Source organism: Mesonia algae, from assembly GCF_003253545.1.
GTDB lineage: Bacteria > Bacteroidota > Bacteroidia > Flavobacteriales > Flavobacteriaceae > Mesonia > Mesonia algae.
Genome location: NZ_QKYV01000006.1, coordinates 208,687 through 232,036, shown reverse-complemented (window position 1 = coordinate 232,036; position 23,350 = coordinate 208,687). Strand labels below are relative to the sequence as shown.

Here is a 23,350-nt window from a genome sequence, read left to right as displayed (position 1 = left end):
TTATTTTTTCTGAAAAACAAACAGAATTTCTTTCTCTTCATTCGCAATTACTGCTTGCAAATTTTCATCTTCTTTTAATTGATAAAAAATTGATTTTGGAAACGTATTTTGCTCATTAATTGCTATAAAACCTCTTTCTAAAGTTTGTTGAAGTACAAAATCTACAGGAGTTTCATTAACCCCATCCACTTGAAATATCCAAGCTTTATCAAGCTTAAATAAACTCAAATTCTCTTTAAATACTGTGTCCAATTCCGATAAGGTAAAACCAAAACCTGTATAAAGTGTATCATTCAATTTTATCCAATTTTCAAAAGTTTTTTCTTTCCCTTCATTATTTATTCGCTCCCAATCTCCTACTAACCAATTAAATCCTGTATTTACGTGAGATGTATTTATACAGCTTGAAGCTATACAAAGAAAAATTGCTCCAATAGCTAAAAATCTTATATATAAAAAATTCATAATTCTTATATTTTTTTCAATAATTCGGTTTAAAGTGCAATTTAATCGAAAAAATGATTAAATATAGTTTATATTTAAAGGAAATTAATTTTAGCTTTATGAAAACATTTTTACACACATCTCTCATTTTCAGAATTATAACAATATTATTCTGTTTTGGGTTATCAAAAAATTACCATGCACAAACTATTTTATCTCCAGGTGATATTGCTTTTACCAGTTTTCAATCAGATGATCCAGATCAATTTAGTTTTGTGATTTTAACTGACATTCAATCTGGAACAGAAATTAATTTTACCGATAGTGGTTGGCAATCTAGCGGTTCTTTAAGAAATACTGAAGGAACTCATACTTGGATGGCTTCTAATAATTATTCGTGTGGAGATGAAGTTTTTATTACGAGTGTAAATTCTATGTTATTAGCTACAGGTGGTGATCAGATCTTTGCTTATCAAGGACAGAGTACTTCACCATCATTTATTGCAGCGATAAACTTTAATGATATAAAATGGACTGATGCAATAGATTCTAATACCAGTGCTTTACCTCCTAGTTTAACAGAAGGAATTACCGCTGTAGCTATAGGAGATAAAGACAATGGCTATTTTAACAAAACAACTACAACTGGTGGAAAAAACACCATTTTGAGTCAAATTAATGATAGAAATAATTGGACTACTTCTAATACAATTCAAACTTTTTCACCTGGAAGTTATAGCTGTACGAATACTACGACAACTTATGTTTACGATGGCACTAGTTGGACTCCTAATGATCCTAGCGGAGTTTCAACTCCAGATGATGATATTTCTGTAACCTCTGGTACTGCGTCTATAAACTCAAATACTCAAGCCAACAACATTACTATTGATACTGGTGCAACTTTAAATGTATTAGCAAACATTCAAGTAATGGGAGACATAACTATAAATGGAGATTTGATTTTTGTGAATACTTCTGAAACTCAAACAGGAACCTTAGGTCCGTTACAACCAAGTTCTACTATATCTGGAGTTGCAACCGTTGAAAGGTTTATTCCTGCCAAAAGAGCGTTTAGATTTCTGTCTAGTTCTGTTAATGCTACGAATTCTATTAAAACTAATTGGCAAGAAGGAGTTAATAATACCACTACCATTCTTGCTAATAATCTAAATCCACACTCTGGATATGGAACTCATATAACAGGTTCTACAACTGGAGCCAATGGGTTTGACGCAACAATATCTGGAAATCCATCTATGTTTACTTTCAATAATAGTACACAATCATGGGGAGCAATAGCTAACACAGATAATAATACATTACAATCTGGAGCTCCTTATAGAGTAATGATTAGAGGCGACAGAGGAATAAATGTTAATGATAACGATGCTACACCTACTAACACTCGTTTAAGGATGGTAGGTTCCTTAGTAAGTCCTGCAACTAATGTTGAATTTCTAAATTTAAATACTACAAATACAGCATTTAATTTATTAGGTAATCCATTTCAGTCTAGCGTAGATATGACAAGTGTTTTAGCAGCTTCTGCAGGAGTAAGTAATAATCAATATTATGTATGGGATCCAAATATTAATGCACGCGGAGCTTATGTAACGGTAGATTTACCTTCGGGTACAAATTCTAGCTCTGGAAACTCAGCCGCTAATCAATACCTACAACCCAACCAAGCTTTCTTTGTGACATCAAACGGGGATCCATCTCCTTCTGTAGTATTTTCTCAATCGCATAAAACCTCCAATAATCTTACTGAGGTTTTTAGAAATCAAAATAATCAAGAGGATTTGACATTAAGCGTTCAATTGTATAGTAATGAAAATACCAGTCCTCTTTATGTAGATGGTTTTGTTACTAAGTTCAATTCTACTTACTCTAATACAATTAATAATCAAGATTCTAGAAAACTCGGTAACTTAGATGAAAATATAGCATTACTTAACGGAAATGATTATTTGAGTATAGAAAAAAGAAACCTTCCAACCACGGGAGAAACCCTTCAGTTTTTCAGTAACAGTTATAGATCGACGAATTATACATTTAAAATTAATTTATCAGAATTTGAAAATGTTGAAGCTTACTTGGTCGACAATTTTCTACAACAAGAAACTATTCTTAACACAGGAGAAAATAATATATCTTTCTTAATTGATGAGACTATAAATGCAAGTGTAAGTAGTGATAGATTCTCTATCATTTTCAAAGAAAAAACCTTAACTGTTTCAAATGAAGAGAGTATTTTCTCAGTTTACCCGAATCCAATCAAAGAAGATCATCTAAATATAGTTTCTACTCAACTAAAAGGGAGCGAAGTAAATATTACGATAACCTCAATGTTCGGACAAATTCTTTTAAAAGAAAACATGACTTTTTCAGGAAGTACATTAACTCTTCATAACATCTATTCTTTAAGTTCTGGTGTTTACATTTTGTCCCTTGAGAAAGATGGAAAAGTATATACGAAAAGAATTATAAAAGAATAATATTTCTTTTATAACGTTAGATAATAACTAACTAAAACTTACATCATGAAAAGACTCACTTATTTATTCGTTACTGTGTTTTTATTTTGCTTCAGTTGGATGAGTAACGCCCAACAAAAAACAATAATTATTGATGCCGGTCACGGAGGAAAAGATTCTGGACAAGTCGCAGAAAGCCTAAACGAAAAAGATATTACACTGCAAGTTGCGAAAGTTTTTCAACAAGTAGCTGAAGAAAAAGGATATAACGTAGTGCTTCTTCGGGATAACGATAAGTTTGTTTCTTTAAGTGAAAGAACTGAAAAAATAAACGAAATTAAGCCCTATCTTGTCATAAGTCTTCACGCAAATGCTACGACAAACACTAACAAAAGCGGGATAGAACTCTATTTTTCTAAAAATGAAAAATTGAAAGAACAAAACTCAAAATTTATTTCAAAAATGAGTCAGTCTTTAATTGCTCAAACAAAATACAAAGATGTAAAGATTAGAAATGCTAATTTTAAAATATTAAATGAAAGTGAATATCCCGCTATCTTAATAGAGTTAGGATTCATGACAAATGCTAGTGATTTAAATTATATTCGAAGTGAAAAAGGACAAGGTGAAATTGTAAATGCGCTTATAACTAGCTTATAGTCTTCTTTGCAATTAAACATAAAAAAAGCATCAGAAAATAATTCTGATGCTTTTTTTAGTAAAAGATGTTTTTATATTATCCTTTAGTTTGTTGTTTCATCATCATCGTTTGAAGCTTTTGTTGTAAAGCTTGATCTGATTGAAGTGCTGCTCCTATCTCTTGGTAACGATCTAAAGTTAATCCATTATCTGTAATAATATCAGACATTTCTTTTTGCAATTCTGGTTGCATTTTCTCTATCTCAGTAATAACTTTTTTGTAGATATCCATTTCTTCTTGAGTAGCTTCAACTTCTTTATTAGGATTCACTGAAGCTTGCTGAATGGTTTGAAAGCGACTCAACTCTAAACCTTCTTTCTTAATCATTTCTACCATTTCTTGCTGTACTTCTTGATTTTCAATCTGAACTGCTTTATAAGCATCAGCAAATTTATTTAAGTCTGCATCACTCACTTCTGTTTGCGCAAGGGTTACTGCACTAAATAATAAGGTTAATGCAAGGATGAAATTTTTCATGTGATTTGATTTTAACATTAATACATTTTTTATAGTTCGTTTTAAAAATTCAATACTAAGCATAAATATTCTTCTATCCCAAAAATCATTAGTTAAAGCTATTTTTTTGTCAAATTATTAACAGAAGGATAGAAAATTTTAATATTTACTACTCTATTATCGTATATAGAACAATTACAATACCAAATATCCTACTTCGTTATAAAGGAATGTTGCCATGTTTACGATTGGGTCTTAGTACTTCTTTATTTTCTAGCATGCTAAAAGCCTTTAGAAGTTTTCTTCTCGTATCTCTGGGCATAATCACTTCATCAATAAAGCCTCGTTTGGCTGCTTCAAAGGGATTGGCGAATAACTCAGCGTACTCTGCTTCTTTCTCGGCTAATTTCTGTTCAGAATCGTCGGCTTCTTTAATTTCTTTTCTAAAAATTATTTCACTAGCTCCTTTTGCTCCCATAACTGCAATCTCTGCAGTTGGCCAAGCAAAATTTAGATCAGCTCCAATATGCTTTGAATTCATTACATCGTAAGCTCCACCATAAGCTTTACGTGTAATTACTGTTACTTTTGGCACTGTAGCTTCACTTAAAGCGTATAAAAGTTTAGCTCCGTGAAGGATAATTCCGTTCCATTCTTGATCGGTTCCTGGTAAGAAACCTGGTACATCTACTAAGACTAATAATGGAATATTAAAACAATCACAATAACGAGTAAACCTAGCTGCTTTTTTTGAAGAATCTACATCTAAAACTCCTGCTAAACTCATAGGCTGATTGGCTACTACTCCAATACTTCTTCCGCCTAAGCGAGCAAAACCTACGATTATATTTTCTGCATAATCTTTATGAATCTCAAAGAAAGAATCTCCATCAATAATACCACTAATTACCTCGTGCATATCATAAGGTTTATTAGAACTATCTGGAATTAAGGTATCTAATTTCTCCCTAACTTCATCCCCTAATTCATAGGGAAGTTTAGCTGGCTTTTCCTTATTGCTCTGAGGCATATAGCTTATTAGCTTTTTAATATCTTCTAAACAAGCAATATCATTAAAAGAGGTAATATGAGTAACACCCGATTTAGTTGAATGTGTGCTTGCCCCTCCTAACTCTTCTGAAGTAACTTCTTCGTTGGTAACTGTTTTTACAACATTAGGTCCCGTTACAAACATATAACTTGTATCTTGAACCATTAGTGTAAAATCTGTCATAGCGGGAGAATACACAGCCCCTCCAGCACACGGACCCATTATTGCTGATATTTGCGGAATTACACCTGAAGCTTTTACGTTACGATGAAAAATATCGGCATAACCGCCTAAAGAGCGTACCCCTTCTTGAATACGTGCACCTCCAGAATCGTTTAAACCAATCATAGGTGCACCTACTTTTACAGCTAGATCCATTACTTTACATATCTTTTCTGCGTGAGTTTCAGATAAAGCTCCTCCAAAGACCGTGAAATCTTGTGCAAAGATATAAACTAACTTTCCGTGAATTGTTCCGTAACCTGTGATGACTCCATCGCCATAATATTGTTGATTTTCCATACCAAAATCGGTAGTACGGTGTGTAACCAAAATACCAATTTCTTCAAAAGAACCGTCATCTAATAAATATTCTACACGTTCTCTAGCGGTGAGTTTTTTCTTGTCATGTTGCTTTGCAATACGCTTCTCCCCTCCTCCTAAATGTGCTAAAGCAATTTTTTCGTTTAATTTTTCTATATTTTGACTCATACTTTTGTATTCTCTTTTCGACTGAATTTATGCGTTGGGTAATCTAACTTGCTTTTCGTCTTTTAAATATTGCTTTAAAGCGATAAGCGCAGCTAATTGAGCTTCTTCTTTAGTTTGTTCTTCTAATTTTTCTGGTGCGTAATAATTTTTGACAAAATGAGTATCAAAATCACCCGTTCTAAAAGCTTCATGTTCCATCACAAATTTCCCAAAGGGCAAAGTAGTCATTACTCCTTCTACTTCATAATTTGCAATGGCTTCAATCATTAATTGTATAGCTTCTTCTCTAGTATTTCCATAAGTGATAAGCTTAGCTAGCATGGGATCGTAATAGATAGGGACTTCCATTCCTTCTTCAAATCCATTATCAACTCTTATATTTTCCCCTTTCGGAAGTCTATATCTTTCTAAAGTACCTACACTTGGTAAGAAATTATCTAATGGATTTTCTGCATACACTCTCAATTCTACCGCATGTCCACTAATTGTAACGTCTTCTTGTTGAAACGCTAAAGTTTCTCCTCTAGCCACACGAATTTGTTGTTCAACAAGGTCGATTCCTGTCACTAATTCAGTAACGGGATGTTCTACCTGTAAACGTGTATTCATCTCTAAAAAGTAAAAATTCTTTTGCTCGTCTAACAAGAACTCTACAGTTCCTGCTCCCACATAATCACAAGCTTTTGCTACTTTTACTGCAGCTTCTCCCATTTTCTCTCGAATTGATGAAGTTAATACGACAGATGGAGCTTCTTCTACCACTTTTTGATGACGACGCTGTACACTACATTCTCTTTCAACTAAGTGTATGACGTTACCGTGGGTATCGGCTAAAACTTGAATTTCTATATGACGAGGAGAACCTACATATTTTTCGATAAAAACAGAACCATCACCAAAAGCAGATTCTGCTTCACTAATCGCTCTTTTCATTTGGTCTTCGAGTTCGGTCTCTTGTTCCACCACTCGCATCCCTTTTCCTCCACCTCCTGCGGAGGCTTTGATAAGAATTGGAAAACCAATCTCTTTTGCAATTTCTTTCGCTTTATTAGGGTCGGTAATGGCTTCATCAATACCTGGAACCATAGGAATATCATAAGCTTTTACAGCATCTTTTGCTGCTAGCTTACTTCCCATTACTTTAATAGCTTTAGATTTAGGACCAATAAAGATAATGTTGTTATTTTCCACTTCTTCCGCAAAGCCTGCATTTTCACTTAAAAACCCATAACCAGGATGAATCGCATCTACGCTTAATTCTTTTGCTACATTAATTATGGTATCAGTTTTTAAATAAGATTCATTGGAAGGCGCAGGTCCTATGCAAACTGCTTCATCTGCAAATTTTACGTGGGGCGAATTTCTATCGGCTTCAGAGAAGACTGCTACTGTTTTTATTCCCATTTTTTGGGCTGTCTGCATTACTCTTATAGCAATTTCACCTCTATTGGCTACTAATATTTTTTTAATCATCTTGTTCTTAAATTTCGTTTATTTCCGCGAAAGCGACTGGCTTTGCAAAATTATTCCATTTCAATAAGTAATTGATTTTTTTCAACTGTCTCTCCATTGGCGATAGAAATAGATTTTACCACTCCGTCTCTTGGCGCAGTTAAGGTGTTTTCCATCTTCATCGCTTCTAAAACCAACAAATAATCTCCTTCTTTTACCTCATCACCTTCTTTTACATTTACTTCTAAGATAAGTCCTGGCATAGGAGCTTTAATATCATTTACCATTTGTGCATTACCAAGTGACAGTCCCATTTCTTCGATTAACAAATCAAGTTCCGTCGCAATGTCAATTTGATAAGTATTGCCATTAATTTTTACTGTGTATTGTCGTTTTAAAATGTCTTTATCGATAATTTCTGTTTTAAAAGATCGGTGGTTTTTTAAAACATGATATTTATTTTCGGAAATTTCTTGTACATCAAGATTTTGAATGTTATCTAAGGTGAAATTTAGTTCTATATCTTCGTTTACGTTTACACGATAATTTTTATCCATAATAATAGTTGATCTATAATAATGATTGTGGGGTAAATATATAAAAAATGAAAGTTTTTGAGTTGCTTGACTTTATTTTAATTGATTAGAAGGCATGTTTTGAGCCTTAACACCTTAATACTTTAATTTATCGTAACTTTAGCGAAACTTGAAAAACCCTAGAAATGACTTTAAAAAACACAAAATTATTTTCGTTTGTTATTCTAATAGCATTAGGTACGCTCACACTTTCTTGTAAAGACGATAAGTCTAATCCTGAAGAGGTACAAAAAGAGGAAACAACACCACAAAAGGAAAATACAACGCCTGAAAATGATGCTGCAAATCCACCTCATGGTGAAGCTGGTCACAGATGCGATATTCCTGTTGGAGCTCCTTTAAACAGCAAACCTGCAAACCAACAACAACAAATTCAGGTAAATGGAAATCCTGTACAGCAACAAGCTAGAAAAACAGAAAATACCAATCCTCCCCACGGAGAACCTGGTCATGATTGTGGTATTCCTGTTGGTGCTCCTTTGAAAAAATAAATAATAATTGTTTTTAAATAAAAAAAAGCCCAGAATTTCTGGGCTTTTTTTTTTAGAGTATTCAATATTTAATGTGGTAATTTTCCTTTTAACAAACCGTAAAAAAAGGTTCCTATAATTGCTCCTAAAAGGATTAAGAAAATTGATACAAAACCTGCACCTACTAAGGTATACATAGGCCCTGGACAGGCGCCGACTAATCCCCATCCTAAACCAAATATTATACCGCCAAAAAGATAGCGCTTTACACCTTTATCTTTGGGTGTTAATGAAAGACTAGTTCCATCTAAAGCTTTCACTTTTTTCTTTTTGAGCCACTGCACTCCTATCATACCTATGACGACTGCAGACCCCATAATACCGTACATATGGAAAGAACCAAATTGAAACATTTCATAAATTCTAAACCAAGAGGCTGCTTCAGATTTGTACATGACAATTCCAAAAATAATTCCGATAAGTAAATAAACTAATGTTTTCATATTAAAAAATTAAAGGATAAAATAAATGTACCATCACTAAGCCTCCTATAAAAAAACCTACAATGGCTATTAAAGATGGTAACTGAAGATTGCTTAAACCAGAAATACCGTGTCCTGAGGTACAACCTCCCGCATAGCGAGCCCCAAATCCTACTAATATTCCGCCAAGAATAAGAATGCTTATTGTTTTAAGGTTTAAACTTTCTAATGCAAAAATCTCTGTGGGCATGTAGGTTTGGTCTGCTGAGAAAATTCCGTAAGCTTCCAACTGCGGAATTAAAGCATCATTAATATTGACCACGTTAGTCGATAAAAAATTATAAGATAAATAACCTCCAATAGCTGCTCCCAACATCACAACCAAATTCCATCGTTGTGCTTTCCAGTCCCAATTGAAAAAGTCACTCCACTTTTCTGCTCCTCCTATAGAACACATGGTTCTTAAGTTGGATGACATTCCAAACTGTTTTCCTATGATTAAAAGTAATAGCATAATAAAGGCAATAGCGGGTCCTCCAATGTACCAAGGCCAGGGCTCATATATCCAATTCATATTTTATTTTGTTTTATTTTTACAAAGATGTTAAAACAATTTTATTACTAGAGTAACATAAGTCACACATAAGCATAAGTTTTAAATACAAAAAAAACCTACTCTTTTTGAGAGTAGGTTCTTATTCTTAAAGTAAAAAAAGTTTATTTAGCTTCTCCTACTACATCAAAAGTTAAGCTAGAAATCACTTCTCTATGGAAACGAAGTTTTGCTTCATATTGTCCTAATCTCTTAATGTTTCCACCAAGAATTGAGATATATTTTTTATCGATGTCTACTCCTTCTTTAGATAAAGCTTCGCTTACATCTGCAGTAGTAATGCTTCCAAACATTTTATCTCCAGCTCCTGCTTTTGCAGTAAGCTTAAGCTCAATTCCGTTAAGCTTTTCAGATTGTTTTTTAGCTTCATCTATATTCTTTTGCTCTTTATAAGCACGTTGTTTCAACGTTTCAGCTAACACTTTCTTTGCAGATGGTGTAGCTAGCTCAGCGTGTCCTTGTGGGATTAAATAATTTCTTCCGTAACCGTTTTTTACGTTTACAACATCATTAGTAAATCCTAAGTTTTCTACGTCTCTTTTTAAAATCAATTCCATAATGTCGTATTTTTTATTTTAATAAATCACCAACGTATGGCATTAATGCTAAGTGACGAGCTCTTTTTACCGCTACAGCAGTTTTTCTTTGATACTTCAAAGAAGTCCCTGTTAATCTACGAGGTAAAAGTTTACCTTGCTCATTTACAAATGCCATTAAAAAATCTGGATCTTTGTAATCGATATACTTAATTCCTGATCTTTTAAAACGACAATACTTTTTTGTCTTTGACGTCTCGATATTAAGCGGAGTTAAATATCTAATTTCTCCGTCTTTCTTTCCTTTTGCTTGTTGCTCTATAGATGACATAACTTACGCTTTTTCTTTGTTTCTTTTTACTCTCTTCTCTGCCCAAGCTACTGCATGTTTGTCTAGTTTTACAGTAAGGTAACGCATCATACGCTCTTCTCTTCTAAACAATAATTCTAAAGGCTCAATTACTTCTCCATCTACTTGAAATTCGAATAAGTTGTAAAATCCACTCTTTTTGTGTTGAATTGGGTAAGCTAATTTTTTAAGCCCCCAATTTTCTTTGTTGATCATCTTGGCACCTTTAGAAATAAGAAAATCTTCGTATTTCTTAACTGTCTCCTTTACCTGCTCATCAGATAAAACGGGATTCAAGATGAAAACAGTTTCATAATGATTCATAAATAGTTTATTTAAAATTGAGTGCAAAAGTAATTCTTTTTTTTTATTATAACAATATACAGAGGTTTTTTGTTTATTTTTGACTCTCAATTTGTTTAAGAGAGATTTAAAAAAGACCTATGATGGTTTAAAAATCGAAAAATTTATGCTAAATTTAACTTTAGTATTAGTTTTTGTGCTTTATAAATAAGTTTCTATTTTTAGAAATCTAAAAGTGCTTAAATTTCGTATGATTTAAAAAAACAAACATAATTTTATTTTGAAAGATATTAAGTTAAAATGTATCGTAGTAGACGATTCGAGTATACAACGATTATCTATTACTAAATTAGTTAAAGATCACCCTAACCTTGAGCTTGTTGGAGAATATAATAACGGTCTAAAAACTAAAGAGGTTTTAAATAAACTAGAGGTCGATTTAATATTTTTAGATATTGAAATGCCTATTCTGTCGGGGTTTGATTTATTAGATAATCTTGAAATTAAACCAGATATTATTTTCATTACAGGTAAAACCCAGTATGCTTTCCAAGCTTTTGATTATGAAGCTGTCGATTACTTACAGAAACCCGTAGAAATTAAAAGGTTTAATATAGCGGTAAAAAAAGCAATTGATCTTCATTATTTAAAGAACGAAAAACTCTATTCTAGTGATAGTAATTACATTTTTATAAAAAGTAACCTCAAAAACTTTAAGCTTTTCCTAAAGAATGTAAAGTACGTTGAAGCTTTTGGAGACTATGTAAAGGTTTTTACAGATGACCAAACTTATACGGTTCTTTCAACCATGAAAGGTTTTGAAGAAAAACTGCCTAAAAATCAGTTTATGCGTATACATAAGTCGTATATTATAAACTTATTCAGAGTAAAACATTACAATGCTAAAACTATTTGGGTTGATGATTTTGAAATGCCTATTAGCCGAAACCGTAAGAAAACATTAGAAGAAGCTCTATCTGGTATAATTACCCACAGTTAATAAGGATCTACGTTTAAAATTAGCCTTACTTTTTTAAAACTTCCTACAGAATCGTAAGTTTTTCTTACTTTTTCTATAAATTCTTTTGTTTTAGAGATTGAATGCTCTGGAGGAATCTTGATAATGATATTTTTATAATATTCATTTCTTATTCTTGCTACGGGAGGAAACTCTGGCCCTAAAACATTTTCTTTTAAACCTTGAATCAAACCTTTAGCAAACCATGAAGAAGCCTCATTTACTGTATTAAAATCTTTAGCTTTAAAAGTTAGCTTAATCAATCTATAAAATGGCGGATATTTATAATTCTGTCTCTCTTGTAATTGTTCTTTATACATTTCAAGGTAACTATTCGTAGTTACTTGTTGCAAAATTTGATGATTCGGATTGTAAGTTTGAATAAGCACCTTTCCTCTTTGTTTTGTTCTTCCTGCTCGCCCTGCTACTTGCACTAGCATATGAAAACTCCTTTCATGAGCTCTAAAGTCTGGGAAATTTAGAAGACTATCTGCACTCATCACCCCTACTAAATCCACGTTTCTAAAATCTAATCCTTTAGTTAGCATTTGAGTGCCTATAAGAATATCTATTTCTTGCTGCTCAAAAGCAGTTATGATTTTTTCATATCCGTGTTTACCACGCGTGGTATCCAAATCCATTCTTCCTATTTTATGATTAGGAAATAAGGATTTTAGTTCTGTTTCTATTTGTTCTGTACCAAAACCTTTAGTAGTCACCTCTGTACTCTTACAGGCGATACATTGCAATTGCATAGCTATATGATAGCCACAGTAATGACAACGCAAAGAATTGTTGTGCTTATGGTAAGTTAAACTAACATCACAATTAGGACATTGAGGCGAATGACCACATGTATTACATTCTAAGATGGGAGAAAACCCTCTTCGGTTTTGAAAAAGAATAACTTGCTTCCCTTCCGATAAGGTAATTTTCATTTCCTCTAAAAGCGTATCAGAAAATCGACCTTTCATCAACTTCTTTTTGTACTTTTCTTTTACATCTACTAATTCTACTTGAGGAGGCAGTACATTACCATATCGCCTATTTAATGAGACTAAGCCATATTTATGATGCTGTGCGTTAAAGTAACTTTCTAAACTTGGTGTCGCAGATCCTAACAATAAATTTGCTTTGGTAATATTTGATAGCACTACAGAAGCATCTCTAGCATGGTAACGCGGTGCAGGATCATATTGTTTAAATGTAGTTTCATGAGATTCGTCTACGATAATAAGCCCTAAATCTTGAAAAGGAAGAAAAATAGAGGACCTGGCTCCAATCACAATTTTTCCTTTGGTTTGCTCTAACACGTGTTGATAAACCTCCACCCTTTCATTCAGCGAATATTTACTATGAAATACCAATACATCTTCCCCAAAATATTGTTGTAGACGAGATATAAGCTGCGTGGTTAAAGCAATTTCAGGTAAAAGATAGAGGACTTGCTTTCCTTGTGAAATAACGTCTTTAATAAGTTGAATATAGATTTCAGTTTTACCTGAAGAGGTTATTCCATGTAATAAAGTAACTTTATTAGCTTGAAAATTTTCATTTATTTCCGTGTAAGCTTGTTGTTGATTCTCGTTGAGATTAACTTGAAATTTTTCTACTTGCTGCTGAGTATCTGTTCGATCTTTCTGCAAATAATATTCATCTAAAACACCTTTATCTACCAAGGTTTTTATAATCGCCGCAGAGGCTTCACTTTCTTTAATCAATTGCTTTACACTTATAGGTTTTTTAGATTTTGCTAAAAGCGAAAACAAGGTTAACACAACACTACTCTGCTTAGGTGCATTATTTAAAGTTTCTAAAAGTTGTTGTAATTCTTCTTCTTTATTATATAACTCGGCTAACTTTATATACCTAATAAGTTTAGGCTTATATTGCTTATAAAGCTCTTGACTAACTACAGCCACATTCTTTGCTACGAGTTTTTGTAATATGTTGAGTACATTTTTCTTTCCTAAAAGATTGCTTATCTCTTTTATTTTAATGACAGATTGATTCTGCAATGCTTCGTAAACCAAATATTCTTCATCGGTTAAACCTTCTTCATCAATATCAGTTTTGGTGTTTAATTCTACTACTGTTTCGCTTTCCAATAAAAAAGCTCCTGGTAGAGCGGCTTTTAAGATATCTCCTTCTGCACACATATAATATGAAGAAAGCCACTTCCAAAATTTTAACTGCGTTTGGGTCACGATAGGCTTATCATCCAATATTTGCTCTATGAATTTTGCCTTATAGATTTTTGGAGCTTCTTGATGAATATTTGCAGTAATACCTGTATATACTTTCGTTTTTCCAAAAGGAACTGCCACTCGCATTCCTTTCTTTAAGTCACCAATCTCTTCTTCTCGAACCTGATAAGTAAACCTTGACGGAAGTGGTAACGGCAATATGACATCTACAAAGTGATTCATTTTAAATTGAAAGTTTTAAAAGTAAAGGTATAAAGGATTTTAAAGTACAAAATAAAAAAGCACGAATTAATTTAAATTAATTCGTGCTTTTTTTAATTTGATAATAATTATTCTATTAATCTTCGCCACTCCATAGTTTTATAAAAAAACCTATATAGCCACGAACATTTAAAATATTGGGATTATCCTCATCTACCCAAATTTTTGATTTATATATTTTACCATCATCGGGGTTTAAAATAGTACCATCAACATATTTTTCTTGATCTTTCTTAAAATCTTTTAATAATACTAAACCTAAGATTTTTTTATTTTTTTCCTCTCCTTCACATTCTACACACAAGTTATCTTCTTTTTCTTCGTCTAATATCTCTATTACTTTTCCATTTACAATACCATCGTTTTCATAAATTTCTATAATAGAACGCACTTCTCCTGACTCTTTAAGTATCTCCCATTTCCCAAAAACCGATTGACTTATTGCTAACTGTGAAGAAGCTATACAAACAAAAAGTATTAATATGTATTTCATAATATATAAGGGTAAATTAATATGCTATTCAAAATAAATTATTCCCCTAACATTCCTTCTTTTAGATCATCATCTGCAGGTCTATTTGATAACCATATTCCAAATAAAGCTTTTTTAAAGTCTGCTCCTTTAATGGTTCCTTTTTCTTCTCCATTTTTATAAGACACTACTCCTTTGCCAGGTTGATAAGTAATATCAAAAACATCTCCTTTTTTTATTTCTTCTTTAAAAAATCCTATAAACTGATTTATTTTAGATTGAAGCGGACCTACTTTACCATTCGTAGAATTTTCAAAACCCTCTTCTACAGCATCGATCATCTTGCTACTACTTACTAATTTAGAGACAATATGTAACTTTACAGCCATAGCTTCATTACTATTTAAAATTTCATTTGCATTAGATGATTTATTGGTAAGGTAAAGTCCCCCCACATATAAATCTAACCATAGCTTCTCTCTAATTCCTGCTCCGTTTAAAGTTACCTTGTGTTCTCCAAAAGTTTCAGATGTAGGTAAATTTATTCCTCCTACTTCTTTTGTTTGTGCAAATGAGAAGTTTACTGCAAATACTACTGCTAAAATAAAAGCTATTTTATTCATGATAAATAAGTTTAAAATTATTGTGGTTTAAGATATTATTTTTTTTGCTTTAATCTATAAATTGATGCATTTAATTCAAAACCCAGCAATAAAATATTAGCATTTAACCATATATATAACATTAATATTAACAATACTCCAATCGATCCATACAATTCATTATAGCTACTAAAGTTCTCTATATATATCTTAAACAAGAAAGTAGTAATCAAAATTAATACCATAGTAAAAACGGCTCCTATCGAAAAATACCTAGATTGCCTACCTTCTTTAGTTCCGAAGTAATATAAAGTAGCTACGGCATTGTAAATGATAAGAATAAAAACAACATACCTTCCTATTTGGGCCCACATAAGACTATCGGAAAAAACACCTATAGCTTCTAAGTTTTCAATAATATAAGTAAGGTAGAATACTACAATTACCGCTACCAAAAGCATGAAAGCTATAATTAATGAAACTCCTAAGGCAACAAAGTACTGTCTTATTATAGATCGGTTAATGTGGGTATGATAAGAGTACTCAAACCCCGTAAAAATTGCATTAATACCATTGGTCATTAAAAAAATAGATAAGACAAACACAAATGATAATAAACCAGCTCTAGGCGTGTTGAAAATATCAAAAAATATCTCATTAAAAAAGCTAGATGTTTGAGGAGGCAATAGAGAATCTAAGAACGCCAAGAGTTTTAAATGGAAGTCATCAATAAACCAAACAAATGGAATAAGATTTAAGATAAATAACAAAAAAGGAAATATAGCCATGAAAAAGCTAAAAGCTATCGAACTTGCCCGTGTAGAAAAAGTTCCTTTAACGATTCCTACCGTATAAATTTCACCTAAATCGTACAGACTTAAACCTTCTAAACCGGGAAGAATAATAGCTTTGCTCTTTTTCTCTAACCAGTTTAATATAGAAGTGTTTTTATCTTTTCCTTCTTCCTTTTCTGGCATTTACTCAACTGCTTTTAAACTTAAATCTAAATTTGAAACCGAATGTGTTAATGCCCCACTCGATATGAAGTCTACACCACATTCTGCATAATTTCTTATGGTTTCTAAAGTGATCCCTCCACTAGATTCCGTTTGACAGAAATCTCCAATCATATGCACCGCCTTTTTAGTATCTTCATAATTAAAGTTATCGATTAAAATACGATGAACCCCTTTATTTTGAAGTATTTCTTGAATCTCAGTTAGATTTCTTGCTTCAACAATGATTTTTAGATCAAGTTGGTTCTCTTTTAAATAAGCTTGTGTTTTTTGTATGGCTTGGGTAATCCCTCCACAGAAATCAATATGGTTATCCTTGAGCATGACCATATCATACAAAGCAAAACGGTGGTTCTCCCCTCCTCCTATTTTTACTGCCCATTTCTCAATAGCACGAATTCCTGGTGTAGTTTTTCTTGTATCTAAGACTTTTGCTTTAGTATGCTTTATTTTATCTGCATATTCTTTAGTTTTTGTTGCAATAGCACTCATACGCTGCATGGCATTTAAAACTAAACGTTCTGCTTTCAATATAGATTGACTGCTTCCGGTAACGTAAAAAACAATGTCTCCATGCTTTATAGCATCCCCCTCTTTTTTTAAAGTTTCCACTTTTAACCCCTCATCCACATAGTTAAAAACCTGTTTAGCAAAATCCACTCCTGCTATAATTCCCTCATCTTTAACCAATAACTTGGCTTTACCGATTGCTGCTTTAGGAATACAGGCTAGAGAGCTATGATCACCATCTCCTACATCTTCTCTAATAGCGTTTTCTATTATTATTTGTACTTCTTTTTCGAATTGCTCCTGACTAATCATTATTTATTTATTTTAGCAGTACTAAAATATAGTAAAATTTACACTTTTGAATAGACACACACTACAAATCATTGTTATAATCGCCATTTTCTTTATTTCGGTTCGTGGAGTATCTCAAACTTACGTGTATCTAGATGAAAACGGAAAAGAAATTTCTGCTAATAACTTTGATGAAAAATGTAATTCTAATTTACTTTTTCAATGCTTAGTCATTAAACAAACCAAAGAATTTGTGATTTCACAAATACGACTTAAGCAAAAGTTTGGTAAGATAAGTCCGCTAGAAGCGAATCAAATAAAAAAATTACTTAGTAAAGATGGTAAAGAAGAACTAAGTAATGAAAAAATATTACTTATCAGCTATTATGATTCTTTGGCGGATTATCGTGCTTCAAAAGAAATGCACAATTTTCTCGAAGAAAAGTTTATAAATTATTACAAAAAACACATTGATGAATACAAGCGATATTATAAAAAGAATAAGGTAACGTATTTTTCCAAGTTTAATAAAGAAATATTCGAAAAAAAAATTAAGAAATTCAGTAAAAAGAAAAAAAAATGTAAAACAAAATTTGAAAAAAAGTTTGACATCAATGTTGTTTTTATGCACTCTGACAGTAGTAAATTCGAAAAAAATTATTCCGATTTCAAATGGGTTAAAGACAGGGGTGTTATTAATTCAGTTTTTATAAAAAATGACATGCAAGATTCTCTAACTTCTAAAAAAGTTCGATTTTTAGTTCTTAAACCCGACGGAGAATATTTTATATCCAACTATCATTATAACAATAACAGCAAAATCTTAAAAACGCTGCTTAAAAATAAAAATTGGAGCGACTACAAAGAAGATTATAAAAAATCTCTTTACGGAAATATCATGGGCGTAGGTTTATTTAAAAGAGAATCTAGATACCACTATAAAGCACATTGTTTTTAAATATACTTTTATCAATTAATTTGTCTTGTGCCCTAGACTAAAACTTACTATTATGAAAAATTTCTTCTTTAAAGTTATATTTACAACTGTATTTTTTCTCATCTCGGCATACACTATGTCACAAAATAATGTGTATTTAGATGAAAACGGTGAAAAAATTTCTTTTATAGATTTCAAAAAAAAATGCGGAAATCAACTTTTTAAATGTTTAACCTACACTAAAGACAGTATTGCTCTTTCCCAAGTACTATATAAGTACAAATTCGGCAAAATAAGTTCGCAGGAGTATGAACAATTAAGAAAACTTGTTATTAAAGATGCAGGAATTAACATTCAATCGGATCAAGTAATTGTGTTCAAAAAATATGATAGTCTTTTTAGTTATGAAAGAGAGATAGAATTACATAATAAGCATAAAAAACAATATCAAAAAATGAAGGTTGAAGTTGACAGTCTCAATAGATTAAGCTCTAAGAAAAAGGAATATCCCTATGAGCTAGACGACTTTAATAAAGATGTTTTTGATGAAATTGTTTCTCAATGGACAATAGATGTAAATGAATGCATTGACAAATATGAAGAAAAATTTAACCTAAAAATGGTGTTTTTTCATATGGATCAACCTTCTCTAGAGGCAAAATACGAAAATTTTTCATGGTTTAAAGACAGGGGTGTTCTCCAAGATATTTTCTTTAAATATGGAAAATTACATCATACTTTAATTTTAAAACCAGACGGAGAATATTTTTTAGCTGGAGGCTATTTTAAAACCTATTACTATAAAAGTTTATTGAGAAATGAAGATTGGTCAAAACACAAAAGAGATTATCAAAAAACCTTAAGTAGAGAATACCCTGACGGAAAAGGAATCTTTAGGTTTGATTATAATTACCATCAATTCAAATACTGTTTCTAATGCAAATTAAACTTATAGCCGTTGGTAAAACCGACGATTCTTCTCTAAAAGAACTCATTAGCACTTATTCTAAAAGACTTTCTCACTATTGTAATTTTAGTTTCGAAATCATACCCGATTTGAAGAAAACTAAAAATATGGACGAAAGCACACAAAAAGGAAAAGAAGGAGAGCTTATACTGAAGCACGTGAATACATCAGATATTTTAATGCTTTTAGATGAAAAAGGAAAAAGTTTTACGTCAGAAGAGTTTTCAGAAGAAATTCAAAAGAAACTGAATACAGGAATGAAACAACTTATCTTTGTTATTGGAGGACCTTATGGATTTTCCCCCGAAGTATACCAACGTGCCAACCAAAAGATAGCTTTGTCAAAAATGACTTTTTCACACCAGATGGTTCGTCTATTCTTTACGGAACAATTATATCGAGCATTCACCATTCTAAAAAACGAACCCTACCATCACAGATAAAATTTTAGTAAATTTATTATTAAAAAACTTATAACCTATGCGACTTGTATTTGCCACGCACAATAAAAATAAACTGGTAGAAATTAAAAACATGCTTCCAGATTATATAGAATTACTTTCCTTAACAGAAATTGGTTGCCACGAAGATATTGCTGAAACTGTCGATACTATTGATGGAAACGCTATTCTAAAAGCCAAATACGTTACCGAAAAATATGGTTATAATTGCTTTGCAGATGATACTGGTTTAGAAGTAGAATCCTTAAATGGTGAGCCTGGTGTATATTCTGCACGTTACGCGGGCGAAGAAAAAAATAACGATGCCAATATCAAAAAATTACTTAAAAATTTAAAAGATAAGCACAATAGAAGTGCGCGCTTTAAAACCGTTATCGCTTTATCATTAAATGACCATGAAAGTTTATTTACCGGAATTTGTACAGGAGAAATCATTGAAGAAAAAAGAGGAGAAAAAGGCTTTGGTTATGACCCTATTTTTTTGCCAGAAGGAAAAAATAAAACCTTTGCCGAAATGAATAGCCATGAGAAAAATGAAATTAGCCATCGGGCACGAGCTTTTAAACAGCTAGTCAGTTATTTATCAGAATAATAAATAAATTATTTTTATAACATAAGCTGTAAAGGATTGCTTACCTTTGCAGCTTATTTATTTTATATGAACAAATTTGAACAATTAGGGCTTAACGCCGAAATCGTAAATGCAGTAAGTGATATGGGGTTTGAGGCTCCAAGTGATGTACAAGAAAAAGCGATTCCAATTTTATTACAAGAGGAAACCGATTTGGTTGCTCTTGCACAGACCGGAACAGGGAAAACAGCAGCTTTTGGTTTTCCGCTACTCCAAAAAATCAACGCCGATAGTAAACAAACACAGGGACTTATTCTTTCCCCTACAAGAGAATTATGCTTACAGATTACCAACGAAATACAAAATTACTCTAAATATATAAAAGGTCTCAAGACGGTGGCCATTTATGGTGGTTCTAGTATTACAGACCAAGCAAGACAGATTAAAAAAGGAGCTCAAGTAATTGTTGCCACTCCAGGAAGAATGAAAGACATGGTAAGTCGTGGGATGATCGACATCTCTAAAATTGACTACTGTGTTCTTGATGAGGCAGATGAAATGTTAAACATGGGATTCTATGAAGACATTACAGATATTTTATCGCACACGCCAAAAGAAAAGAAAACTTGGCTTTTTAGTGCTACCATGCCTAAAGAAGTAGCTACAATTGCTAAAAAATTCATGAAATCTCCTGTAGAAATTACAGTAGGATCTAAAAATGAAGGAACAAAAAATGTTTCTCATGAATATTATGTAGTTGCAGGTAGAGATCGTTACAATGCTTTAAAAAGATTGGCAGATGCTAATCCAGATATTTTTTCTGTGATCTTTTGTAGAACAAAAAGAGATACTCAAAAAGTAGCCGAAAGATTAATTGAAGATGGTTATAATGCTGCGGCATTACACGGAGATCTAAGTCAGAATCAAAGAGATTTGGTAATGAAAAGTTTCCGTTCTCGTCAAATTCAAATGTTAGTAGCTACAGATGTTGCTGCACGTGGAATTGATGTAGATGATATTACTCACGTGATCAACTACCAATTACCAGACGAAATTGAAACCTACACACACCGAAGTGGTAGAACAGGTCGTGCTGGAAAAAGTGGGGTTTCTATGGTTGTGGTTACGAAAAGTGAATTACGCAAAATTAAAAGTATTGAGCGTATCATTAAACAATCGTTTGAGCAAAAAGATATTCCTAGCGGAGAAGAAATTTGTCAAGTTCAATTATTTCATTTAGCGAAAAGCGTTAAAAACACTGAAATAAATCACGAAATAGACAGCTACTTACCTCAAATTGAAGAAATTTTTGAAGATTTCAGTAAAGAAGAGGTGATCAAAAAAGTGTTTTCTGTAGAATTTACAAGATTTTATAACTACTACAAAAATGCTTCTAGTATCAATAGTCCTAATGCGAGTCATAATGATTATAGAGAAGGAGAAGATACGGGAGAAAGTACTCGTTACTTTATAAACATTGGAGCCAAAGATGATTTTGATTGGATGTCTTTAAAAGACTTCTTAAAAGAAAATCTAGATTTAGGTAGAGACGGTGTTTCTCGTGTAGATGTAAAAGATAGTTTTTCATTCTTTAATACCGATACTTCGGAAAGAGAAAAAGTATTAGCTTTCTTTGAAAACTTCCAACACGATGGAAGAAACATAAACGTTGAAATCACTAAAGATAAAGGTGGTAGAGATCGTAAAAAACGTGGCGGCGGAGGCGGCGGTCATCGCAAAGGTGGCGGAGGCCAAAGACGAAGCGGTGGCGGAGGCTTTAAAAGCAAAGATTCTTCTGGTTCTGGAAGAGGATTCTCTAGAAGAAGCAATGAATCTGGAGGAAAAAGAAAATCGAACATCAAAAGTTCGGTAAGCCGAAGAAGAAATAAAAATTAATTATATTTACGTCTTTTAGAAGTTGTCTTTATGCCTAAGCACCCTATTTTTTTTATCTTAATCATCGTTTTTATTTCTTTTTCCGCGAAAGCACAAGAAGTAGATATTGAGGTAATAAAAGGTAAGGTTCTTAATGCGGCTAATGATTTACCTCTAAAAGACGTAAACATTGTTAACCTTAATCAGGTTAAAGGTACAGTTTCTGGCGAAGAAGGGGATTTTGAACTTAAAGCTGCGGTCAATGACACGCTTTACTTTTCCTACCTCGGTTTTAAATCTATACAAGTCCGTATCACGAATGACTGGACGAAATATGGTGATGTTAAGGTGAAAATGACCGAAATAGGTATTGCTTTAGAAGAGGTTACCATTACACCTTTAAAGCTTACTGGTTATTTAGAGATAGACGCTAAAAACATTCCTATCTACGATAATTCTCGTTACAGTATCTCTGGTCTAGGCTACGGTTATGAGGTTGGTGATAGTCAACCTGGTGCATTTGCCAAAACATTAGCTGCAATTTCTAATCCAGCTGATTTATTATATAATACCTTCGGAAAAAAACCGCGACAAATGAAGAAGTTGCGTAAAATGAAAGAAGATGACGAGATTAGAAATTTACTACAAGAAAAATTTAATCGAGAAACTCTAGTCGCTTTACTTCAAATAAGCCGAATAGATATCGATGAAATTCTAAGAAAATGCAATTACTCGGGGCAATTTATTAAAACTGCCAACGACCTTCAAATCTTAGATGCCATTAGCGGATGCTACGAAGAATACAAAGTACTTAATAGAAATTAGACTTGCTGGTCTGCTATAAAACGCTCTATTATTTGTTCACTGCTTTTAATAGAATTTCTAGCCCAATTAAGCTTAGTCTCATATATCTCTTCTTCGGTAAGCCTCCACTCTACTTCACTCCTTTTTAATTTAGACGTAATACTTTGCAAAATAATAGCTGCTGAAACCGATATATTTAAACTTTCGGTAAAACCTACCATAGGAATTTTCAAGTAACCATCTGCTTGTTCCATAATTTCATTGGAAAGTCCGTCTTTTTCAGTACCAAAAAACAAAGCTGAAGGTTGAGAAACATCAAAATCTTCTAATAAGCAAGCATCATTGTGTGGTGTGGTAGCAATAATTTGATATCCTTTTGCTCGTAAGGTCTCGCAACTGTCTTTTGCAGTGTGATATCTATTTATATTCACCCATTTTTGAGCTCCCATAGCGATCTCACGATCAATACGTTTTCGGTTACGTTCTTCGGTAATATGTACATTTTGTACGCCAAATACATCACAGCTTCGTATAACAGCACTGGTGTTATGCAATTGATAAACATCTTCGGTCGCAACCGTAAAATGATTGGTTCTTTCAGCTAAAACTTTATCAAATAATCCTCGCCTACGCGGAGTTAGATAGCTTTCTAAATGTGCTAAGAGTTCTTTATTCATACTACAAAAATAAAAACCCCTAGCAACTAATCTACCGT

The 23,350-nt window shown here is 32.5% G+C and carries 26 protein-coding genes; 10 read left to right on the top strand and 16 right to left on the bottom strand.

Annotated features, from left to right (window positions below):
* A complete protein-coding gene (locus LX95_RS11720) occupies positions 1–465 on the bottom strand; it encodes a hypothetical protein (protein ID WP_111541644.1) in 465 nt (154 codons plus the stop codon).
* 98 nt (positions 466–563) lie between these two features.
* On the opposite strand from LX95_RS11720, the gene LX95_RS11715 reads away from it, so the two are divergent.
* Positions 564–2,945, top strand: coding sequence for a T9SS type A sorting domain-containing protein (locus tag LX95_RS11715; RefSeq protein ID WP_170116613.1), 2,382 nt, complete (start codon positions 564–566; stop codon positions 2,943–2,945).
* Between the two features lie 45 nt (positions 2,946–2,990).
* On the top strand, positions 2,991–3,584 hold the full coding sequence (locus LX95_RS11710) for an N-acetylmuramoyl-L-alanine amidase family protein (RefSeq protein WP_111541642.1): 594 nt from the start codon (positions 2,991–2,993) through the stop codon (positions 3,582–3,584).
* A 76-nt stretch (positions 3,585–3,660) separates the two neighbouring features.
* On the opposite strand, the gene LX95_RS11705 is transcribed toward LX95_RS11710, so the two are convergent.
* The 4 genes from LX95_RS11705 to LX95_RS11690 all read right to left on the bottom strand — a co-directional run bounded on the left by LX95_RS11705 (position 3,661) and on the right by LX95_RS11690 (position 7,851).
* On the bottom strand, positions 3,661–4,101 hold the full coding sequence (locus tag LX95_RS11705; RefSeq protein ID WP_170116612.1) for a DUF4168 domain-containing protein: 441 nt from the start codon (positions 4,099–4,101) through the stop codon (positions 3,661–3,663).
* A 199-nt stretch (positions 4,102–4,300) separates the two neighbouring features.
* Entirely contained in the window at positions 4,301–5,842 is a 1,542-nt protein-coding gene (locus tag LX95_RS11700) for an acyl-CoA carboxylase subunit beta (protein ID WP_111541640.1), read from the bottom strand.
* Positions 5,843–5,869: 27 nt separating this feature from the next.
* A complete protein-coding gene (gene accC, locus LX95_RS11695) occupies positions 5,870–7,312 on the bottom strand; it encodes an acetyl-CoA carboxylase biotin carboxylase subunit (RefSeq protein ID WP_111541685.1) in 1,443 nt (480 codons plus the stop codon).
* A 53-nt stretch (positions 7,313–7,365) separates the two neighbouring features.
* Positions 7,366–7,851 (bottom strand): acetyl-CoA carboxylase biotin carboxyl carrier protein subunit, encoded by a 486-nt coding sequence (locus LX95_RS11690; RefSeq protein ID WP_111541639.1) that lies wholly within the window; start codon positions 7,849–7,851, stop codon positions 7,366–7,368.
* A 164-nt stretch (positions 7,852–8,015) separates the two neighbouring features.
* Here LX95_RS11690 and LX95_RS11685 point away from each other — a divergent pair, with 164 nt between their 5' ends.
* Positions 8,016–8,381 carry a hypothetical protein gene (locus tag LX95_RS11685; protein WP_111541638.1) on the top strand — a complete coding sequence of 122 codons (366 nt, stop codon included), beginning with the start codon at positions 8,016–8,018 and terminating at the stop codon, positions 8,379–8,381.
* A gap of 68 nt (positions 8,382–8,449) precedes the next feature.
* Here the strand turns inward: LX95_RS11685 and LX95_RS11680 are convergent, their stop codons facing one another.
* The 5 genes from LX95_RS11680 to rpsF all read right to left on the bottom strand — a co-directional run bounded on the left by LX95_RS11680 (position 8,450) and on the right by rpsF (position 10,664).
* Positions 8,450–8,863, bottom strand: a complete 414-nt coding sequence (locus LX95_RS11680; protein WP_111541637.1) for a DUF6691 family protein — start codon at positions 8,861–8,863, stop codon at positions 8,450–8,452.
* Position 8,864: 1 nt separating this feature from the next.
* Positions 8,865–9,416 carry a YeeE/YedE family protein gene (locus LX95_RS11675; protein WP_111541636.1) on the bottom strand — a complete coding sequence of 184 codons (552 nt, stop codon included), beginning with the start codon at positions 9,414–9,416 and terminating at the stop codon, positions 8,865–8,867.
* 143 nt (positions 9,417–9,559) lie between these two features.
* Positions 9,560–10,012, bottom strand: a complete 453-nt coding sequence (rplI, locus tag LX95_RS11670; RefSeq protein ID WP_111541635.1) for a 50S ribosomal protein L9 — start codon at positions 10,010–10,012, stop codon at positions 9,560–9,562.
* A gap of 13 nt (positions 10,013–10,025) precedes the next feature.
* A complete protein-coding gene (gene rpsR, locus LX95_RS11665; protein WP_111541634.1) occupies positions 10,026–10,322 on the bottom strand; it encodes a 30S ribosomal protein S18 in 297 nt (98 codons plus the stop codon).
* A 3-nt stretch (positions 10,323–10,325) separates the two neighbouring features.
* Entirely contained in the window at positions 10,326–10,664 is a 339-nt protein-coding gene (rpsF, locus tag LX95_RS11660; RefSeq protein WP_111541684.1) for a 30S ribosomal protein S6, read from the bottom strand.
* A gap of 259 nt (positions 10,665–10,923) precedes the next feature.
* Between rpsF and LX95_RS11655 the strand changes: the two genes are divergently transcribed.
* Positions 10,924–11,643 (top strand): LytR/AlgR family response regulator transcription factor, encoded by a 720-nt coding sequence (locus LX95_RS11655; protein WP_111541633.1) that lies wholly within the window; start codon positions 10,924–10,926, stop codon positions 11,641–11,643.
* Here the strand turns inward: LX95_RS11655 and priA are convergent.
* From priA to nadC, 5 genes are all read right to left on the bottom strand, one after another.
* Positions 11,640–14,090, bottom strand: a complete 2,451-nt coding sequence (gene priA / locus LX95_RS11650; RefSeq protein WP_111541632.1) for a replication restart helicase PriA — start codon at positions 14,088–14,090, stop codon at positions 11,640–11,642. The genes LX95_RS11655 and priA overlap by 4 nt on opposite strands.
* A 115-nt stretch (positions 14,091–14,205) precedes the next feature.
* Positions 14,206–14,622 carry a DUF2147 domain-containing protein gene (locus tag LX95_RS11645; RefSeq protein ID WP_245924769.1) on the bottom strand — a complete coding sequence of 139 codons (417 nt, stop codon included), beginning with the start codon at positions 14,620–14,622 and terminating at the stop codon, positions 14,206–14,208.
* 38 nt (positions 14,623–14,660) lie between these two features.
* Entirely contained in the window at positions 14,661–15,224 is a 564-nt protein-coding gene (locus LX95_RS11640; RefSeq protein WP_111541631.1) for a chalcone isomerase family protein, read from the bottom strand.
* A 35-nt stretch (positions 15,225–15,259) separates the two neighbouring features.
* Entirely contained in the window at positions 15,260–16,180 is a 921-nt protein-coding gene (locus LX95_RS11635) for a YihY/virulence factor BrkB family protein (protein WP_111541630.1), read from the bottom strand.
* Positions 16,181–17,041 (bottom strand): carboxylating nicotinate-nucleotide diphosphorylase, encoded by an 861-nt coding sequence (gene nadC, locus LX95_RS11630; protein ID WP_111541629.1) that lies wholly within the window; start codon positions 17,039–17,041, stop codon positions 16,181–16,183.
* A gap of 46 nt (positions 17,042–17,087) precedes the next feature.
* Here nadC and LX95_RS11625 point away from each other — a divergent pair, with 46 nt between their 5' ends.
* The 6 genes from LX95_RS11625 to LX95_RS11600 all read left to right on the top strand — a co-directional run bounded on the left by LX95_RS11625 (position 17,088) and on the right by LX95_RS11600 (position 22,656).
* On the top strand, positions 17,088–17,978 hold the full coding sequence (locus LX95_RS11625; RefSeq protein ID WP_111541628.1) for a hypothetical protein: 891 nt from the start codon (positions 17,088–17,090) through the stop codon (positions 17,976–17,978).
* A gap of 52 nt (positions 17,979–18,030) precedes the next feature.
* The gene (locus LX95_RS11620) at positions 18,031–18,894 is read left to right on the top strand and encodes a hypothetical protein (protein ID WP_111541627.1); all 864 of its coding nucleotides are present in this window, start codon (positions 18,031–18,033) and stop codon (positions 18,892–18,894) included.
* A complete protein-coding gene (rlmH, locus tag LX95_RS11615) occupies positions 18,894–19,367 on the top strand; it encodes a 23S rRNA (pseudouridine(1915)-N(3))-methyltransferase RlmH (protein WP_111541626.1) in 474 nt (157 codons plus the stop codon). The genes LX95_RS11620 and rlmH overlap by 1 nt, the downstream gene beginning before the upstream one ends.
* A 37-nt stretch (positions 19,368–19,404) precedes the next feature.
* Positions 19,405–19,977 (top strand): non-canonical purine NTP diphosphatase, encoded by a 573-nt coding sequence (locus LX95_RS11610; protein WP_111541625.1) that lies wholly within the window; start codon positions 19,405–19,407, stop codon positions 19,975–19,977.
* A 66-nt stretch (positions 19,978–20,043) separates the two neighbouring features.
* Positions 20,044–21,852 (top strand): DEAD/DEAH box helicase, encoded by a 1,809-nt coding sequence (locus LX95_RS11605; protein ID WP_111541683.1) that lies wholly within the window; start codon positions 20,044–20,046, stop codon positions 21,850–21,852.
* A 30-nt stretch (positions 21,853–21,882) separates the two neighbouring features.
* On the top strand, positions 21,883–22,656 hold the full coding sequence (locus LX95_RS11600; RefSeq protein WP_111541624.1) for a carboxypeptidase-like regulatory domain-containing protein: 774 nt from the start codon (positions 21,883–21,885) through the stop codon (positions 22,654–22,656).
* Here LX95_RS11600 and LX95_RS11595 read toward each other — a convergent pair.
* The gene (locus tag LX95_RS11595; RefSeq protein ID WP_111541623.1) at positions 22,653–23,312 is read right to left on the bottom strand and encodes a TrmH family RNA methyltransferase; all 660 of its coding nucleotides are present in this window, start codon (positions 23,310–23,312) and stop codon (positions 22,653–22,655) included. The two genes, LX95_RS11600 and LX95_RS11595, sit on opposite strands and share 4 nt — an antisense overlap.
* Positions 23,313–23,350 lie beyond the last annotated feature (38 nt).

Coding starts and splice junctions, on each gene's coding strand:
- rlmH (WP_111541626.1), top strand. CDS start 18,894: ATGCAAATTAAACTTATAGCCGTTGGTAAAACCGACGATTCTTCTCTA.
- LX95_RS11595 (WP_111541623.1), bottom strand. CDS start 23,312: ATGAATAAAGAACTCTTAGCACATTTAGAAAGCTATCTAACTCCGCGT.
- LX95_RS11715 (WP_170116613.1), top strand. CDS start 564: ATGAAAACATTTTTACACACATCTCTCATTTTCAGAATTATAACAATA.
- LX95_RS11690 (WP_111541639.1), bottom strand. CDS start 7,851: ATGGATAAAAATTATCGTGTAAACGTAAACGAAGATATAGAACTAAAT.
- LX95_RS11705 (WP_170116612.1), bottom strand. CDS start 4,101: ATGAAAAATTTCATCCTTGCATTAACCTTATTATTTAGTGCAGTAACC.
- LX95_RS11640 (WP_111541631.1), bottom strand. CDS start 15,224: ATGAATAAAATAGCTTTTATTTTAGCAGTAGTATTTGCAGTAAACTTC.
- LX95_RS11710 (WP_111541642.1), top strand. CDS start 2,991: ATGAAAAGACTCACTTATTTATTCGTTACTGTGTTTTTATTTTGCTTC.
- LX95_RS11610 (WP_111541625.1), top strand. CDS start 19,405: ATGCGACTTGTATTTGCCACGCACAATAAAAATAAACTGGTAGAAATT.
- priA (WP_111541632.1), bottom strand. CDS start 14,090: ATGAATCACTTTGTAGATGTCATATTGCCGTTACCACTTCCGTCAAGG.
- nadC (WP_111541629.1), bottom strand. CDS start 17,041: ATGATTAGTCAGGAGCAATTCGAAAAAGAAGTACAAATAATAATAGAA.
- LX95_RS11720 (WP_111541644.1), bottom strand. CDS start 465: ATGAATTTTTTATATATAAGATTTTTAGCTATTGGAGCAATTTTTCTT.
- LX95_RS11645 (WP_245924769.1), bottom strand. CDS start 14,622: ATGAAATACATATTAATACTTTTTGTTTGTATAGCTTCTTCACAGTTA.
- LX95_RS11675 (WP_111541636.1), bottom strand. CDS start 9,416: ATGAATTGGATATATGAGCCCTGGCCTTGGTACATTGGAGGACCCGCT.
- rplI (WP_111541635.1), bottom strand. CDS start 10,012: ATGGAATTGATTTTAAAAAGAGACGTAGAAAACTTAGGATTTACTAAT.
- LX95_RS11620 (WP_111541627.1), top strand. CDS start 18,031: ATGAAAAATTTCTTCTTTAAAGTTATATTTACAACTGTATTTTTTCTC.
- LX95_RS11685 (WP_111541638.1), top strand. CDS start 8,016: ATGACTTTAAAAAACACAAAATTATTTTCGTTTGTTATTCTAATAGCA.
- LX95_RS11635 (WP_111541630.1), bottom strand. CDS start 16,180: ATGCCAGAAAAGGAAGAAGGAAAAGATAAAAACACTTCTATATTAAAC.
- LX95_RS11700 (WP_111541640.1), bottom strand. CDS start 5,842: ATGAGTCAAAATATAGAAAAATTAAACGAAAAAATTGCTTTAGCACAT.
- LX95_RS11600 (WP_111541624.1), top strand. CDS start 21,883: ATGCCTAAGCACCCTATTTTTTTTATCTTAATCATCGTTTTTATTTCT.
- LX95_RS11680 (WP_111541637.1), bottom strand. CDS start 8,863: ATGAAAACATTAGTTTATTTACTTATCGGAATTATTTTTGGAATTGTC.
- LX95_RS11605 (WP_111541683.1), top strand. CDS start 20,044: ATGAACAAATTTGAACAATTAGGGCTTAACGCCGAAATCGTAAATGCA.
- rpsR (WP_111541634.1), bottom strand. CDS start 10,322: ATGTCATCTATAGAGCAACAAGCAAAAGGAAAGAAAGACGGAGAAATT.
- rpsF (WP_111541684.1), bottom strand. CDS start 10,664: ATGAATCATTATGAAACTGTTTTCATCTTGAATCCCGTTTTATCTGAT.